General features: G+C 50.4%; 11 protein-coding genes and 1 rRNA gene (1 of these 12 cut by a window edge). 6 read left to right on the top strand and 6 right to left on the bottom strand.

Annotation, left to right across the window (positions count from 1 at the left end):
* Positions 1-236 precede the first annotated feature (236 nt).
* From H5P27_RS09830 to H5P27_RS09820, 3 genes are all read left to right on the top strand, one after another.
* The gene (locus tag H5P27_RS09830; RefSeq protein ID WP_185660226.1) at positions 237-3,146 is read left to right on the top strand and encodes a TonB-dependent siderophore receptor; all 2,910 of its coding nucleotides are present in this window, start codon (positions 237-239) and stop codon (positions 3,144-3,146) included.
* 118 nt (positions 3,147-3,264) lie between these two features.
* Positions 3,265-4,638: an MFS transporter gene (locus tag H5P27_RS09825; RefSeq protein WP_185660225.1), complete on the top strand. Its 1,374-nt coding sequence runs from the start codon at positions 3,265-3,267 to the stop codon at positions 4,636-4,638.
* Between the two features lie 148 nt (positions 4,639-4,786).
* Positions 4,787-5,908, top strand: coding sequence for a glycoside hydrolase family 2 TIM barrel-domain containing protein (locus H5P27_RS09820; RefSeq protein ID WP_185660224.1), 1,122 nt, complete (start codon positions 4,787-4,789; stop codon positions 5,906-5,908).
* 72 nt (positions 5,909-5,980) lie between these two features.
* Here H5P27_RS09820 and H5P27_RS09815 read toward each other — a convergent pair whose 3' ends face one another.
* A complete protein-coding gene (locus H5P27_RS09815; protein ID WP_185660223.1) occupies positions 5,981-6,805 on the bottom strand; it encodes a glycoside hydrolase family 16 protein in 825 nt (274 codons plus the stop codon).
* Between the two features lie 70 nt (positions 6,806-6,875).
* On the bottom strand, positions 6,876-7,937 hold the full coding sequence (locus tag H5P27_RS09810; RefSeq protein WP_185660222.1) for a LacI family DNA-binding transcriptional regulator: 1,062 nt from the start codon (positions 7,935-7,937) through the stop codon (positions 6,876-6,878).
* A gap of 226 nt (positions 7,938-8,163) precedes the next feature.
* Here H5P27_RS09810 and H5P27_RS09805 point away from each other — a divergent pair, with 226 nt between their 5' ends.
* Together H5P27_RS09805 and H5P27_RS09800 are read left to right on the top strand one after the other, a co-directional pair.
* Positions 8,164-9,213: a glycosyl hydrolase family 17 protein gene (locus H5P27_RS09805; protein WP_185660221.1), complete on the top strand. Its 1,050-nt coding sequence runs from the start codon at positions 8,164-8,166 to the stop codon at positions 9,211-9,213.
* A gap of 1 nt (position 9,214) precedes the next feature.
* Positions 9,215-12,643: a hypothetical protein gene (locus H5P27_RS09800; RefSeq protein ID WP_185660220.1), complete on the top strand. Its 3,429-nt coding sequence runs from the start codon at positions 9,215-9,217 to the stop codon at positions 12,641-12,643.
* Positions 12,644-12,692: 49 nt separating this feature from the next.
* On the opposite strand, the gene H5P27_RS09795 is transcribed toward H5P27_RS09800, so the two are convergent.
* From H5P27_RS09795 to accB, 4 genes are all read right to left on the bottom strand, one after another.
* Positions 12,693-13,241 (bottom strand): Asp23/Gls24 family envelope stress response protein, encoded by a 549-nt coding sequence (locus tag H5P27_RS09795; RefSeq protein WP_185660219.1) that lies wholly within the window; start codon positions 13,239-13,241, stop codon positions 12,693-12,695.
* A 29-nt stretch (positions 13,242-13,270) separates the two neighbouring features.
* Entirely contained in the window at positions 13,271-13,711 is a 441-nt protein-coding gene (locus H5P27_RS09790) for an Asp23/Gls24 family envelope stress response protein (protein ID WP_185660218.1), read from the bottom strand.
* A gap of 74 nt (positions 13,712-13,785) precedes the next feature.
* Positions 13,786-15,141 (bottom strand): acetyl-CoA carboxylase biotin carboxylase subunit, encoded by a 1,356-nt coding sequence (gene accC / locus H5P27_RS09785; RefSeq protein WP_185660217.1) that lies wholly within the window; start codon positions 15,139-15,141, stop codon positions 13,786-13,788.
* Between the two features lie 92 nt (positions 15,142-15,233).
* The gene (gene accB, locus H5P27_RS09780) at positions 15,234-15,698 is read right to left on the bottom strand and encodes an acetyl-CoA carboxylase biotin carboxyl carrier protein (protein WP_185660216.1); all 465 of its coding nucleotides are present in this window, start codon (positions 15,696-15,698) and stop codon (positions 15,234-15,236) included.
* Between the two features lie 910 nt (positions 15,699-16,608).
* Here accB and H5P27_RS09775 point away from each other — a divergent pair.
* Positions 16,609-16,833 (top strand): 16S ribosomal RNA (locus H5P27_RS09775) (it continues 1,335 nt past the right edge of the window).

Genomic DNA, 16,833 nt, shown 5'->3' with positions numbered 1-16,833 from the left:
CTATTTTGGTTTTTAAAATAAGGTGCAAAAGAATGCACATTATATGTTTGACGAAAGTAACGAATTGTATTCGATTGCACCTTAGGTAGAGCCGCGTTGCAGTTGCCAGCTGTTGCTTTCGCTGCAAGGAATACCCCTCTTACGTTTGCTCTGCTACCCCATTCACCCCATGTTAGAGAGTACCGAAAGCTCCCCGCTTTTTGGATGCTTCTTGAAACCTCAAACTAGACCTTAAGATGGCACATCATAGCTTTCGCATGTTTACCAAACCTCGTACCGCCTGGGCATGTTTTGGCGCTTGTTCAGTAGGCCTCGCGGCTTTTTTATCAGCTCAGTCGACCGATGAATCGGAAACTGAGGAGGAAATCTTCGAACTTTCACCCTTCCAGGTAGATGCATCCGACGACAGTGGTTACCGGGCGACCAATACCATTTCAGGAACTCGTCTAAACGCCGCGATTAAAGACATCCCGATGCCGATCGAAGTAATCACGGACGAATTTATCAAGGATACTGGCTCTACGGATTTACGCCAGTCGCTCGCCTACAGCGCGGGTATGGTGATGAGTTCGCAGAATGACGCTGGAGCGGGCAATAGCTTCAATACTATTGGCGGAGTACACAATCCGGAGGGGGCCACGAGTAACAAAACTCAGACTTCCTACAAAGTAAGAGGCTTCATTACGGATGCGACCTTGCGAGATGGCTTCCGTCGGCAGTTCAGCACCGATGCGGCGAACATAGGGCGTGTTGAGGTGATTCGCGGTCCAGCCGCACTACTGTACGGGATCGGGAATTTCGGAGGCATTGTTAATTACCTTCCCAAGCTTCCATCCGAGGACAAGACCCAGCACATAACCTTAAGTACTGGAAATCAAAAGCACTTCAGGGCGGTGTACGAAGCGGGCGATACCATGGACAATGACATGCGTTTCGGCTATTACGTCACCGCGGTACATGAGCAAAACGGCAGCTACACGGAGTTGGCTGAAGACAACCGTCAATTCATCTCTCCTATCTTCACTTTCCGTCCAACGGAGAAGACCGAAGTAACGATCGATATGGAGTACGGTCTTGAGTCGAAAAACGCTGTTGGATTCCAGAGTGTTCGAGCTCGCGGCGATCTTTCCTCAGAGAATGTCGCCAGTCAGCAGGACAGACTTGAGCGAGCCGGTTTCTTGCAGTTTCCGGACAAGGAGATCCGCACCATGCGGTGGAGTGGACCTGACACGTTTCTGGATACGGAGTCTTACAATATCCGCCTGCAAGCGACGCACAGCTTTAGCGAAAACCTGAATCTGCTTCTTGGATACAATTCTTCGAAGGTCGAGTTTGATTCGCGCGACGTTTCCGGCGGCATTACCAACAACGTCGGTCCGGAAAACCTCCGCAGCACGATCACGGTTATCCCGGCGAGTGTAGAAAATGGTGACGCGGAGTTCATCTATGGTGAGGTTACAGATGCTATCTTCCAAGGGTCTTGGAGTGATCGTAACGAGGTTGTTGACCGCGACCAAATTCGCGTAGAACTCAATTACAACTTCGGTTTGTTTGAAAACAGTGAGGTGTTGAATCTGCAGAACAGTTTCCTGTTGGGGCGTTCTGAAGAAAGCTCGGTGAAGGATGTCTTTACACGAGGCACCCTAGAGAACGAGTTTTTCTATTGGGACCCAACGGATTCCTCTTACATGCGTTTTGGAGTTAACGGAGACGGTACCGCAGCTCCAGACATGGAAGATGTGAGCGACATTCATGATCTTTCCTGGAATCAGGGAACCTACATCGTTTATCAAGGAAGCTGGCTGGACGAACGTCTAACTGCTGTCGCAGGTATGCGTCGGGACCGTAATGACTTCCGGGGCATGGTTACAGATTTCCGCCAGGATACGGTCACTCGAAACGACGCCGGCGCGAAAGAAAAGGATACTTCTCAAGTCGGCATCACCTTCGCCCTCAACAAGCAGATTTCGGTCTACGCCCTGAAGGCGGAAGGTGTGATGCCTAACTTCGATGGAAATCGTGACGTCTACGGCAATGCCATGGACGCGGTTACGGCTGAAAGTGAAGAGGCGGGTATCAAGTTCGACCTTATGGATGGTAAGCTAAGCGGTACTATCAGTGCTTATCGTATCAAACAAACGGGTACGCCGATTTACTACTGGTGGGCGCCAGCTCCAGCGAAGGGACGTTTCGACCCTGATGCAGACATCATCTACAATGTAAGCGACTTCAATCCGACTGTCGAAGCGGATTGGCGTAATGGTTCCTTCACGGTTGCTGCTCCTCAATGGGATGCGGCGGTAGCCTCTGGGGCGGCTTACCAAATCGATGATAGTTGGTATCTGAATGCCTCTTCTCCAGAAGGAGAGGCCTATATGGATACGGTATTTAATGCTTCGAAGACTACTAACCCAGGTTGGCCGGGATGGCTGTATATCCAGGATGACAATACCAACAATGCGACGCTGGATTTCGCGGCTGCTGAGGCCGGTGGTTACGATGCTTTCCTCAGTGGTGACCAGGAATCATCCGGTTGGGAAGCTCAGTTCAATTTCGCTCCAACCGATAACATGCAGTTCGTGCTCAATTACGCTCAAACGAAGCGTACCGTGGTCAATGCAGGAGCTTTTCCTGAATACCCATGGGGAGCAGGTGGCGTTGACAAATGGGCTGTCTGGTACTTCCCCGATGGAGCTTGGGGTCTCTCTGGTTACTCCCTTGAAGACCAGTATCTAGATCCGGACGATACCTCGACTTGGCAGGGACGGGGATACGGAGCTGGCGAAAAGCAAGACGACACGCCTCGTCACGCCCTAAGCGGCTGGGGCAACTACCGCTTCAATGACGGTGCCATGGCAGGCTTCTCGCTCGGTCTTGGTTTCCAATACGAAAGCGAACGCGAATACTTCTCTGGAATCACTGATGGCTCTGGTCAGCTTGTGACGGATACAAATGGACAACGTGTGGTTCTCGAGACTGATCCAAGGCTCAACATAGACGCCATGGCCAAGTACGAGTTTAATCTTGGCGATCGTAATGCTCACGTGCAGCTGAACGTGTATAATGTCATGAACGATCAATCCGCTTACGGATACATCTACGCCAAACCTACCACTTACCGACTACAGTTCGGAATGGATCTCTAGACGATCGATGATTGGGGCGACGCCGGCCTGGGGGAACCAAGGCGGCGTCGCTTTTATTTCGCCCTATGGCTGAGCCGGTACTCGCGTGCAGCAGGGACGGCACTATTTCTGTACTTTAATGACTACCTCTTCGGAAAAAATCAGTGTTAAGGAGAAGCTAGGCTATGGTGTCGGTGACGCCGCATCCAACTTCTTCTTCCACTCATTCAACATACTTCTGCTGGGATACTACACGGATGTATTCGGCCTCACCGCGACCGCGGTGGGTACTATGTTCATCGTGACGAAGCTGTTTGATGCTTTCACCGATCCGATTATGGGATTGATCGCCGATAGAACGAAAACGAGGTGGGGTAAGTTTCGGCCATACGTTTTGTGGACTGCAGTTCCCTTTGGCGTGATCGGCTACGCAATGTTCGCGAATCCAGATTTGTCGGAAAGCGGAAAGCTTGTGTATGCGTATTTCACTTACAGTTTGATGATGCTCGCTTACACGGTTATCAATGTACCGTACTCTTCTCTGCTTGGAGTCATTTCCGCCAGTTCTGTAGAGCGCACCTCAGTATCGACCTATCGCTTCGTCTGCGCTTTTGGAGCGCAGCTGCTAATCTCCGCCTTCGTAATGCCATTGAAGGGGCTTTTAGGGGGAGGGGACGAAGGCTTGGGCTATCAGAGGACTATGGCTTTGTTTGCTATCGCTTCCGTGTTTTTGTGGTTTGCGACTTTTCTGACTACGCGTGAGCGGGTCGAGCCTTCTCCAGACCAGAGGGTCGATTTCAAAAACGACGTGGGCGTTGTCTTCAAAAACCTAGCTTGGATCGTTCTCGTAGCCGTTGCTATTCTCACCTTGACCAATGTGGGGGTACGTGGGGGTGCGACTTATTACTATGTCCGCTATTATATCGAAGACTCTGATAAAATGGTATTCTGGATTTTCGACAGAACCTCACTGGCGTGGTTGTCCGGCGGTCTAGGTATGTTGGTGGGGACCTTTTTAACCAATCCACTCACGCGAGCGTTCGATAAACGTTCTCTCATGATTTGGCTGACTGGGTTGAACGGGCTGTTTATGGTAGGTATGTTTCTCATCGGTCCTGATCAATACTGGCTGATGATCTGTATCGGGTTCGTGGGCACGATAATTGTAGGTCCCACTCCGGCGATCGTTTGGTCGATGTACGCGGATGTTGCGGACTACGGAGAGTGGAAGTTTGGCCGGCGCACCACGGGCCTGGTGTTTTCGGGTCTGTTGTTCTCCCAAAAAATGGGACTCGCGATTGGAGCGGGCCTTGCAGGCTGGATTCTAGGTTGGTTTGGCTACGTAGCGGGCGAGACGCAAAGCGAGCATTCCTTGCTGGGGATTAAGCTCCTGTTCACGGTCTTCCCCGGTCTTTTAACCTTAGCGGCAGCTGCAGCCACAGTGTTTTATCCTTTGAGTGACGTTCGGGTTCTAGAGATCGATGCGGACCTGAAGGCTACTCGTAAGAGTTAAGTGAACTAACGTTTTCTGTTTTATTCAAGTGTCTCTCCTCGAGAATATAGATCCGCTACGCGTAGAAATAAGGAAGACTCCAAATGGGTATTCATTATTCCGTGACGATAAGCCTTTTTTTGTAAAAGGCGCGGCTGGATATGGGAACGTGGCACGGCTTGCAGAAGCAGGTGGGAATTCCCTGCGAACATGGGGGACTGATCAGACGGAATTGGTATTGCCGGAGATACGAAAATTCGGGCTGACCCTGTGTGCTGGACTTTGGCTAACTCCACCGAGGCAGGGTTTTGATTATGCGGATGAAGCTATTCGAGAAGCCCAGTTCGAAGATCTAAAACGACAGATTAAGACCCTTTGCATAGAGCCCTCGCTTCTCGTTTGGGGAGTCGGTAACGAGCTGGAGCTAGGGGTGTCTGAGCAAAAGCCAGAAGTCTGGAAGGCTGTTGAAGAGGTCGCCGCATTCATAAAAGGAATTGATCCGAATCGCCCCGTTATGACTGTGCTGGCATCTGTAGACGAGGTAGCGCTCCAGTATGTGCAAGCCTATTGTCCGTCTCTAGACTTTGTGAGTTTCAACTCCTACGGTGATCTTGAATCGGTACAAACAACCCTGGACCGAATCGGCTGGGACAAGCCGTACCTTGTGACGGAATGGGGGGCAAATGGCCACTGGGAGGTTTCGCAAACCACTTGGGGTGCAGAAATAGAGCCTTCTTCGGCGGATAAGGCGGATCAGATCCGCAAACGATTCCGCAAGCTCAATGGCTCTAATGGACAGTGCCTTGGCAGCTATGTATTTCTATGGGGAAGCAAGCAAGAGCGCACCCCGACATGGTATGGCTTGTTTGATTCGGAAGGAAGGTCGACTGAGGCGGTCGACGCGATTTCTTCGCTTTGGCGAGGTGTCGAGGAACGTTCTCAGTGTCCTCGCATATCTCACTTAACACTCAACTCTCAATTCGCGCGTGACAGCGTGCATGTTGAAGCTGGATCGAGTGTAGAAGCCGCATGCGAAGTTTCACGTGGCGAGGCTTGCGGCAGCGACTTGATCTGGTCTGTTGCTCGAGAGAGCAACGACAAGAAAGTGGGTGGAGACTGGGAGTCCGCCTCTGAGTGTATAATCCTTCAGGTTGAAGAGCTAGGAGAGGGAAGAATTCGCTTTTGCGCTCCGATGGAAGAGGGGGCTTACCGGTTGTATGTAAACCTTGGAGGACCCGGAAAGAGTTTTGCCACCGCCAATATCCCTTTTTGGGTTAACGCTATTGGCTAGGTGCCATTTGCTGAGATTTGGTAGTTCGACGAAAGAGCGTATTGTTTTTAACAATACGCTCTTTTTTGTAAGTTAGTTTTCTCGTTGGTATACGCGGACGAAGTCGACTTCCATCCGCTGGGGGAAACATTCCTCATCTACTCCTTTGGTAGCTCCCCAAAGCCCGCCTACAGCTAAATTCAAGATAAGGTAGTAGTCCCGTTGATATGGCCAGGATTCCCAACCTGTGTTTTCATTTTGGTAGGAAAAGTATAGGGTTCCGTCGACGAATGCTTTCACCTCATCCTCGGACCATTCCAGCGTGTATGTGTGAAATTCTGCGGTTGCATTCGGCACCTTGATCGTACCGGTTTTCTGGGTACCCGCTTGCCATTGATATGTTTTTGAATGGGCGGAGGCGTGGACTGTTCCTACATCGTATCCCACATGCTCCATGATGTCTAATTCGCCCACATCTGGCCATTTCCCTGATCCCAAGTTCCAATCAACAGGAAGCATCCATATAGCTGGCCAAGTGCCACGACCCTCGGGGAGTCGGGCACGGATTTCGAATTTTCCGTATGTCCACGTCTGGGTTTCTCGCGTCACGAGTCGGGCGGATGTATACTGAGAGTTCTGAAACTCTTCTTTGTGAGCCTCGATGACGAGGTGTCCGCCCTCTACCCGCGCGTTCTCAGGTTTTTCCTTCGTATAGTACTGAAGCTCCTTGTTTCCCCAGCCGTGCCCTCCCACGTCGTAGGACCATTTCTCTGGATTGGGAAGGCCTTCTTCGTCGAACTCCTCGGACCATACAAGTGTCCAATCGTCAGGCGTTTCCGAGTCAGTTTCTGCCACTAACAAAGGGGCAGTTACGCAAAGAAAGACAGGAGTGATTCTTGAAAGGGTAGGTATAAACATAGGGAATAAGGTGCAAAAGAATGCAACAAAAGCAAGCAGAGAAATCGAGTCATCCTTTCTATGTCTGCTGCTATGCCGGGCGAGGGGGAGGGGCTGAGGTTTTGCCAATTACGAATTCACCGGAAACCTGAACATTTCGTCGACTGGTATTGGGGTGGTCTATCTTCCGGATTAGCGAGCTAACCGCCGATATCCCGATGTCTCGGAAGGGAATGCGGATGGTGGTGAGCTGTGGTAGGCCATGGGGAGGCTCAAGTCCGTCGAATCCAGTTATCGAGCAATCTCGCGGAACTGATATGCCGAGGTTCCTAAAATTCTCCATCAAATGATATGCTTGGTGATCAGCGGCGCATACCCACGCAGTAACTCCTGAGTTCCGAGTTAGTTCGGCTGCTTTTTCTGCCAACTCCTCTAGCGGTATCTTTTCTTCAGGCCGCATGTTCAGGATAATATTTGTATCCAATTCTAGGCCGAATCGATAAAGGTTTTCCACGTACGCTCCTAGTCTTCGTTCGATCCAAGGGGTATGAACGGGATATTTCCAGCTCAGGAATCCAATGCGTTTATGGCCGAGGTTCACAAGACGTTCCATGAGCCGAGAGATTCCCCGTGTCTGGTCGGGGTGGATACAGTCGACTTCACAATCGTCATAGTCCTCCAGGACCGAGACTGTGGGAAATTTCGCCATGATGTTGGTTACGGCGATTTCCTTCAAGGGGTAGATTAGAATTACTCCCTTCCAGTTAAGGCAGGACATGCCTTTGATAATCTGTCGCGCTCTTGGCCTAGGTAGGAAATCTACTGGGTCTACGTGGAAAACTTCGAAGTCTAGCTCTTCGATGGAAGCTTTCTCGCTGATGCCGGTGAGTAAGGCTTCTGCGGTTTTAGTATCGTTTTTCGACCGATCCGCTTCACTGATTCCAACGATGATGGCTAGCTTCTTGCGATCGGAGAGTTTGGAATTGTTGCCGCCGCGTTGCGCGGAGTAGGAGTAGCCGATTTCTGCCGCGAGTCGGAACACTTTTGCGCGTGTCTCGGGATTAATTTTGGGATGATTCGTGAAACAGCGAGAGACGGTGGTGCGGGACAAGCTAAGCTGATCGGCTATATACTTCTGGTTCAGTTTGGCCATGATAAGAGGAGGTTATACTACGCTTGCGAGCGAGTTGGCGTTGGGCAACGTAAAAGGCGCGATATCTCGCCGGTTTACTCTTATTAAGCTGCGAATTAATGCAAATTAATTTACTCCCTCAAGAGCAGGGGCTTAGGGAGTTGTTGTGGGGTTTTGATTTCTTTTGAATGTCTGTCGTGTAAATAAAAAGTTGCATTGAAATGCACCTTAGTTCTCCCTGCGGATTATGAAAGCAAGAACTATCTTAGGATGCTTGTCTTTGATCGCGTTTACCCCCGCCCCGAATTTCGCCGAAGATTTTTCAGCGCTCGAGCAGAGTGAGGGTGACCTTTTATCCGGAGTCCTGCGCGCCATAGCGTATTCAGGCTTTCGTGAGGGGCAGCATCCAGATCGAGGACAAGGAGCGAATTATCCAACCGACGAGCAGATTCTAGAGGATCTCACTATTCTGGACCGAGAGGGCTATCGCCTAATTCGTCTCTACGATAGCGGACCGAACTCCCAGGACGTCCTGCGATTGATCGAGGAGCATGATTTCCCGATAAAGGTGATGCTGGGGATTTGGCTTTCGGGAGAGCTTAGCAACCACGAGGGTTGCGAATGGGTTACAGAGCCAGTGCCTGCTGACACCTTAGAGGCGAACCGGCTTAAGAACCTCGAAGAAATCGAGAAGGGAGTTGAGTTGGCCAACTCCTATCCTGAGACGGTAGTAGCCGTTAACGTGGGAAACGAATCCTTGGTGCGCTGGAATGACCACTTAGTTGCAGATGAGTCTATGTTTCGATATCTGGAAGTGGTTCGTAGTCGTATCCAGCAGCCGGTTACGACAGCCGACAATTATAAGGTTTTTTCTGAAAAGGGAAAATCGCTGGGCCGCCATCTCGATTTTGCCGCGGTTCACACCTATCCGATTTGGGAGGGTGTCGCCATCGACGAGGCAATGGAGTTTACCAAGCAAAATCTTCTCGAGGTAAGGGAAGCTTTGCCAGATTTGCCTATCGTAATCTCTGAAGCAGGCTGGGCGAGCGTCGGAAGCGAGTTCGGAGAGAGGGCCGGTGAGGAATCTCAAGCTCGTTACTTGCAGGATCTGAGCGAATTTTGTGAGGAAAATAATATCACGCTCTTTTGGTTCGAAGCTTTTGACGAGCCTTGGAAGGGAGATCCTGGAAATCCAATGGGGGCGGAAAAACACTGGGGCCTCTGGCGAGAGGATCGGTCGCCGAAAGCTGCCCTCGATGGTCAGGAAGAAGTAGAAAATAACATGGAGGAGCTTTGATATGAAGGAAAGCGCTGTGAAGTCGGAAGAAGTTGCAAGAGCACAGGCCGGTAGTGGAATTATGGATTTTCAGGGTGAAAAGTTCTACCGGATTGACGGAGTGGACAAGATGAAGCCGTTTTTGATGAATCTTGTGAGCTCTACAGATCACTGGATGTTTATTGGTAGTAACGGTACTCTGACTGCAGGGAGGCGTAATGCTGACAACGCGCTTTTCCCCTATTGCACACAGGATAAGCTTTTTGAGTCTCTTGGTACGACCGGAGGTATAACCAAGATCTGGTTACGTCGAGCGGATTGGCAGAATGGGTACTTGTGGGAACCGTTTTCAGCTGGCGAAAACGGGGGACGTAGCCTGTATAAAAATGTTTCTGGGACGCGAGTGATTTTCGAAGAGCTGCAACGGGACTTCGAATTGAGGTTCCGATGCGAGTACAGTTTTAGCGAGTCTTTTGGAATCGTTCGAAAGGTAACGCTTGAGAACTTGAGCGGGGAATCATTAAAGACTCGGGTTTTAGATGGTATCCAAAATTTGGTGCCCTATGGCCTCGATCAAGCGTTTACCAACCAATTTAGCAATTTAGCAGATGCTTACAAAAAGAGTGAATTGCTGAGGGATTCTGGAATTGGTATATACTACCTCAGTTCCATTCCCACTGACAAAGCGGAACCGAGCGAGGGATTAAAAGCTTCGATTGCTTGGTCCCCAGATGGAAATCCCGAAAATTTGCTCCTCTGTTCCGAGCAGATCTCAGATTTTGTTCGAGACGGAAAACTTCTGAGCGAGACAGACATCAGAGCTCGTCGCGGTGCGTATCTTTTGGAGAAAGTAGTGGACCTAGAAGCTGGAGCGGAAGAGAGTTGGCACATATTAGCTGACGTTGAGAAGGATGCGGGAGAAATCGTATCGCTGAGGCGAAAGCTCAGTTCCGGTGAGATTGGGCCGGATCTGATCGATAGAGAAGTGTTAGCTAACCGGGACGGGGTTCGAGCCAAAGTGGCGTCGGCCGACGGTCTGCATTGTACTGGCGATCCCTTGCGAGATGCTCGGCATTTCTCGAATACCATGTTCAATATTATGCGGGGCGGTGTATTCGATGCTGGATACGAAATCGATATGCATAGCTTCTTGCTGCATCTTGAAAAGTGCAACAAGGCCTTATGGAAGCGATATGAAAGCGAATTTGAGAAACTGGAGAGTGGCTTGCCAGTCTCGGAGTTCCTTACTGTTGTAGGAAAGAAGCGAGATCTTGATCTATCGCGGTTGGCCAATGAATTCCTTCCGCTTACCTTCAGCAGAAGGCATGGGGATCCTAGTCGACCGTGGAACAAGTTCTCAATCGACACCTTGGATGCGAATCGCCAGCCGGTATTGGCCTATCAAGGTAATTGGAGGGATATTTTTCAGAATTGGGAACCTCTGGCGTATTCATATCCTTCTTACTTGGATGGAATGATTTCCAAGTTTTTGAACGCCTCGACGGCCGATGGCTATAATCCCTACCGGATTTCAAACCTCGGTTTTGATTGGGAGACCATAGATCCTGCCGAGGCTTGGTCGAATATTGGTTATTGGGGAGATCACCAGCTCGCTTATTTGCTGAAATTGTTAGAGGCATCGGAGAGGTATAATCCCGGCGGTTTGGCGAAACGCTTCGAACCATTTGAGCATGTCTATGCCCACGTGCCTTATCGTATCCGTCGTTTTGACCAGATCCTGCAGGATCCGCGGAATACGGTCGATTTCGACGAGGATGCGTCTGTGCGACTTCTTCGGGCGGCTGAAGAAGAAGGTGCCGATGGGAAGTTGCTACGAAAGAGCGATGGCGCGATTGTGAGGGCGAATTTCTTAGAGAAGCTGCTTACTCCGCTTCTGGCCAAGTTGTCGAATTTCGTACCCGACGGCGGTATCTGGATGAACACGCAACGTCCGGAGTGGAACGATGCGAACAACGCCCTGGTCGGCTATGGGGTTTCCGTTGTAACTTTGTGTTACGCCCATCGTTATTTGGAATTCCTGAAAACCGTTTTGGAAGGTTTGCCGGAGGGGGTTGAATTAACGGTCGACCGTCAGATTGGTGAGTTGCTCAGATCTCAGCTTGATATTTTTAGTCGTTTTGAGCCCAACCTGAGAGATGGCTTCACTTCAGAGGCACGATTTCGCTTCGTAGAGGCTCTGGGAAGATCTGGAGAAGACTATCGAGAGGCTGTTTATGAGGGAGGTCTAGGCTCTGATCGGGTGCCGTTGCCCATCAAAACCCTAGATGAATATTTGGATCAGGCTTTACGCTATGCTCGCCAATCCATCCTTCGGAACCAACGCCCTGAAGGGCTCTTTAATTCCTACAATTTGCTACAAATCTCGGAGGGAAAGCTCGGTATCGATCGCCTGCAGCTGATGCTGGAAGGTCAAGTTGCGGCACTCAGTTCCGGTGTTTTATGCGATCAAGATACGATTCTGTTGCTGAACTCTCTCAGGAAGAGCCAGCTTTGGAGGGAAGACGTCGCCAGCTACTTGCTTTACCCTGACCGCGAGTTGCCAACTTTCCTCGAGAAGAACCTGATTCCAGATGAGTATATTCGGGGTGACTCTGCTTTGAGTAGGTTGCTGGATGCGGGGCTTGGTGGCATTGTGTATCGAGACGAGAGCGGGGACTGTCGCTTCAATGGTCAGTTTCGTAATGCTGAGGACCTTAAGAGCGCTTTGAAGAGCTTGGAGTCTGAGAAGGGGTTAAGCCTGGGTATATCTGAGGTTCTTGAGGTCTATGAAAGGGTCTTTGACCACCGCCGGTTTACGGGACGATCGGGGACGTTTTTCGCTTATGAGGGGCTTGGAAGCGTCTATTGGCATATGGTTTCGAAGCTTGTTTTAGCTATACAAGAGAATTGCTTCAAAAGTGTAGGGAAGTCTCGAGCTCCACTGGCAGAAGCTTATTTCGAGACGCTGGATGGGCTAGGATTAGAGAGGGCTCCACAGGAGTACGGGGCCTTCCCGACAGATGCTTATTCGCACACTCCTGCGCACGCTCTCGCCCAGCAACCGGGTATGACCGGGCAGGTGAAGGAAGATGTCCTTGTCCGCTGGGGCGAGCTGGGGATCGTAGTAGAAGATGGAAGGATTCGGATTCGTCCAAAATTACTTCGGAAGAATCAGTTTCTTGGCTCGGATTCCCGTTTTGAGTACCTCGATGTCTCGGGTCGCTGGAATGAACTTGAGCTAAAATCTGGCGAGCTAGGGTTGAGCCTTTGTCAGACCCCGATCGTAATGCGGATGGGCGATTCCGAACGCTGTCGAATAACTCGAGCAGATGGGGCTATTCTGGAATGCGAGAACGGAGTCGTTCCAGAGGCTGAATCTCGTGCGGTATTCGAAAGGTCTGGAGACGTGTTGCTTATTGAGTTTGAGGTTTCGATCCCAACCCTTCTGTAAGGCTCTCAAACAGGGCTATTTTTCTGGCCTTTAGTTCGTTTGCTAAGGGCTAGTTTTCAGTCTCTTTTTTCGTTTCTGCAGCTTCTTCAGGTGAGGCTGTATTTTCCGTTGCAGGGGCTGAGGGGCTAATCTCGGACTCTGTTCTAAGGTGCTCTTGGTTTGGTCCCTCCTCAGATTCATTGTTTCCGAAGCTCTTAACGACGATCTGAATGTTACCGATCTGATCGAAGCTGAGGGATTTATGTAGCAAGGTGGTTATGTGGTCCTGAACCCGCTCGCAAACCGCTTTGAGGTTCTCTGGGGAAGCCAACCTTAGCTCAACCCTTGCGGTTAACTGGTTGTCTTTGACTTTTATAACGGGTCTAGCCGCTTCTACCCACTCCTCAAGCATGCAAGCGGACTTGATGAGCTCTTGTAGTGCTTTTCGGGAAACCATGACACTGCCGGTATCGCCGCTGAAGGCAGTGAGGTGGGAGGGAGGTTTTTTGAAGACGAGTCTCAGCCCGATCAGCAGGAAAACCAAGACCGCCAGCCCGGCTACGATGGGTAGCGGGCCGAGGTTGGATAGGAAATCTTTGGCTGATTCAAGCGAGTCCATCCGCGGTTAGGGATCGGCGGTGTTAGTGCTTAGTCGGAAAGCGGTTCCTTCTCTGCGTCCCTGGCAGCTTTGCGAGATGCCTCTACCTCTTCTGGCATCTTTACTCCTTCGATTACGACGTCCACGGCTGCGACGGTTTTTCCGGTCATGTTTGTGACCTGCTTGCCGACGACCAGCTGGAGGTTTTCCGCCGTCTTGGCGAGCTCAACGCCGTATTCCATGTGGACACGAAGCTCGATTAGGTAGTTGCCAACCTCATCCTCCGAAACGCGAACTCCCTTGTCGTAGTCTTTGCTAGAGAACAAGGCGGATACGTTTTCGATGAAGCTACCACCGACTCCTACCACCCCCTTCACGCTGGTGGCGGCCATCTTGACGATGGTGGCGACCACAGTGTGGTTGACTTTGATCTGGCCTAGTGAGCCGTCTTGGTCGTCGCCGATTTCAATGCTAGATTCTTGTTGGTCCATAGTGCGAAATGTGAGTTTAAGGTTTCTAAAATCTGGTTGGTCTATCGCCGCGTGGATTCAAGGCGGCTATCGAATTAATCGAACTTGGGTTTATGGGCCATGAAATCCTCCATGAATTTCGTGGTGGCCTTTCCGTCTCTGAAATCCGGATGACTAATAATCGCCTTCTGGAGGGGGATTGTTGTTTTGATGCCGCGGATCAGGTATTCGTCCAGTGCTCGGTACATGCGTTGGATCGCTACTTCGCGGGTGGCTCCGTAGGTGATCAGCTTACCGATCATGCTATCGTAGTAGGGCGGAATGATGTAGCCGCCGTACGCGTGAGAATCGACGCGAACTCCATGTCCCCCAGGCGCGTAGTATAGGTCGATGCAGCCAGGGCTGGGCATGAAGTTGTTTGATGGGTCTTCCGCGTTGATGCGACACTCGATGGCATGCTTCTCGAAGGTGATATCCTCTTGGTTGAAGGTAATAGCCTCACCCTGAGCGATTAGGAGCTGTTGCTTGATCAGGTCGATTCCGGTTACTTCTTCGGTGACAGGATGCTCGACCTGAATTCGAGTATTCATCTCTAGAAAGTAGTAGCTTCCGTCTTCGTCGACCAGAAACTCAATGGTTCCAGCACCCTCGTAGTTCGCTGCCCGAGTGGCTTTGACAGCGGAATCTCCCATCTTCTTGCGAAGCTCGGGAGTTAGGAAAGGGGAGGGGGCCTCTTCGATTAGTTTCTGGTGTCGGCGTTGAACCGAGCAGTCTCTTTCTCCGAGGTGCAACACTTTGCCATGGCGGTCCGCAAGCACCTGAAATTCGATGTGGCGTGGGTTCTGGATGTATTTTTCCACATAAACCGCACCGTTGCCGAAAGCTTTTTCGGCCTCGCTGCTTGCCACGTAAAATTCTTTGCGGAGGGATACGTCGTTGTGGGCGACTCGCATACCTCGGCCTCCGCCGCCGGCGACTGCTTTGATTATTACTGGGTATCCAATACGCTGAGCGGTATCGACAGCCTCCTCTTCGCTCTCAAGTATGCCGTCGCTACCCTCCACGACTGGAACGCCTGCGGCCTTTACAGTGTCTTTTGCGATCGCCTTATCGCCCATTTTGCGGATCGATTCGGAGGAAGGGCCGATGAACTTGATGTTGCATGACTCGCACTGTTCGGCGAAGTCTGCGTTTTCAGACAAGAAGCCGTATCCAGGGTGGATTGCGTCTACGTCCGCGATTTCGGCAGCACTCAGAATTCTGTCGGCTTTCAGGTAGCTTTCCGAGCCGGGAGCTTTACCGATGCAGATTGCTTCGTCTGCTAATTGAACGTGTAGGGATTCGATATCGGCCTCTGAGTAGACAGCGAGGGACTTTATTCCTAGCTCTCGGCAGGCTCGAACGATTCGAAGGGCGATCTCACCGCGGTTTGCGATTAATACTTTCTGCATTCTGCAAAGTTGATTGAGGGAATGTTTTTAAGCTGTGTTCGCGTGAGCAGTTTCGTCAGGCTAGCCGAGCTGCTTGCGGGGTTGGGCTTGGGCTAGGAAAGGCGAAACAACTTTTGTCCGAATTCGACCGGCTGACCGTTTTCTACGAGTGCTTCCACGACTGTACCCGTCGTTTCAGCTTGGATTTCGTTCATGATCTTCATCGCTTCGATAATGCAAACGACGCTGTCCGCCTTCACTGAATCTCCTGCCTTCACGAAGGTAGGGCTCTCGGGTGAAGGTGAGGAGTAGAAGGTGCCGACCATGGGAGACGTGATGTAAGTCGAGTTGTCCTCGGTCGGAGCTGGGGCTTCGGCTGGTGCTGCGGCAGGAGAGGGCGCTGCTGTTGCGGCCGGTGATTGAGGTGCCGGCGCTGCATAGCTGACGATTTGTGGCTGAGCCGGTGCTTCTGTCGCACGCTTGATCTGCAGTTTAAATGATTCTTCCTCGACCGCGAATTCAGTGAGGTCAGCTCGCTTCATTAGGTCGACGATTTGCTTTATTTCTTTGATGTCCAAAGCTCTGAGGGTTGATTGTTCTCTATGTAATGAAGGTGCGTCTGTTATGCCCTTTTGATTAACTTGCAACTGTCTAGTGAGTTGTGCCGCAATTGCGACCCTGTGACTTTGTTGGAAAAAATGGCCTTGGCGAGAGATATTAACGCTTCGATTACCCTAGGTCCATGCAACTAGATATAATAGGTCCAGTTTTCGAAAGTCTTGATGGGACCTATTAGTTCGATTTGGAAGGACGGTACTGTTCCTGGTCAGACTCACTAAAAGATGAGGTGTTTTGGACTTTTCTCTTGTGTTACGTCTTCGTTTCGGATCCTTTCGCGGCTCGTTATTTTGAGAGCCGTACCGAGGCGTTTCTTTCATGTTTGGTGGATCTCTAAGAGAGTTTGGAGACTGCTGAAAAAACAAAAAAACGTCTTGAACATGACGCTTCTAAGTGCACTGTCCCGGCTTCTTCTGTTCTTTAATTCACTTATTCTTCTGATTTAAGGCCGCCTTAGTTAGTGGAAGAAAAAAGCTCAAAAAACTGCTTGATTCTTAAATGTTCACTGGCATGGTCCGGGCCTCTGTTCTTTAAATCCGTATTCATTTTATCCCGCTCATTTGCTGGTTAAAATAAATGAAGAAAGTCTAACAAAAGGCTTGATTCGCGAAACGGAAGGTACAGTGTTCGGCCTCCGTTCATTAAACATCACCGAAACGCCGCGAGGCTTCGGGAAAACGAAAGAAAGTTGAGATAAATTCTTGACCGGATAAAACGTTTTTGAGTGAATGGTCTCTTTCCTCCGTTTTTCGGAGTGTTCTTTGAAATTTATTTAGCGTGATTGATTGTGACCCCAATCAATTCTATTAAAACATGACAAATGAAAGTTTGTCAGCGTAGTTCAAGAATCCATGGATTCATGAACTCTCTTTTTCGGAGAGTTTGATCCTGGCTCAGAATGAACGCTGGCGGCGTGGTTCAGACATGCAAGTCGAACGGGATTGTCTAGCTAGCTTGCTAATTAGACATGAGAGTGGCGAACGGGTGCGTAACACGTAAAGAACCTACCCTTATGTGGGGGATAGCTCACCGAAAGGTGAATTAATACCGCATGTGGTCTCTCTTCTCATGAAGAGTACACTAAAGCCGGGGACC

The sequence above is a fragment of the Pelagicoccus albus genome (assembly GCF_014230145.1).
Lineage (GTDB): Bacteria > Verrucomicrobiota > Verrucomicrobiia > Opitutales > Opitutaceae > Pelagicoccus > Pelagicoccus albus.
Note: the sequence above shows the minus strand (reverse complement) of the source record. Positions and strands in the feature narration are given on the sequence as shown.

Coding starts and splice junctions, on each gene's coding strand:
- H5P27_RS09830 (WP_185660226.1), top strand. CDS start 237: ATGGCACATCATAGCTTTCGCATGTTTACCAAACCTCGTACCGCCTGG.
- H5P27_RS09825 (WP_185660225.1), top strand. CDS start 3,265: ATGACTACCTCTTCGGAAAAAATCAGTGTTAAGGAGAAGCTAGGCTAT.
- H5P27_RS09815 (WP_185660223.1), bottom strand. CDS start 6,805: ATGTTTATACCTACCCTTTCAAGAATCACTCCTGTCTTTCTTTGCGTA.
- H5P27_RS09810 (WP_185660222.1), bottom strand. CDS start 7,937: ATGGCCAAACTGAACCAGAAGTATATAGCCGATCAGCTTAGCTTGTCC.
- H5P27_RS09805 (WP_185660221.1), top strand. CDS start 8,164: ATGAAAGCAAGAACTATCTTAGGATGCTTGTCTTTGATCGCGTTTACC.
- H5P27_RS09800 (WP_185660220.1), top strand. CDS start 9,215: ATGAAGGAAAGCGCTGTGAAGTCGGAAGAAGTTGCAAGAGCACAGGCC.
- H5P27_RS09795 (WP_185660219.1), bottom strand. CDS start 13,241: ATGGACTCGCTTGAATCAGCCAAAGATTTCCTATCCAACCTCGGCCCG.
- H5P27_RS09790 (WP_185660218.1), bottom strand. CDS start 13,711: ATGGACCAACAAGAATCTAGCATTGAAATCGGCGACGACCAAGACGGC.
- accC (WP_185660217.1), bottom strand. CDS start 15,141: ATGCAGAAAGTATTAATCGCAAACCGCGGTGAGATCGCCCTTCGAATC.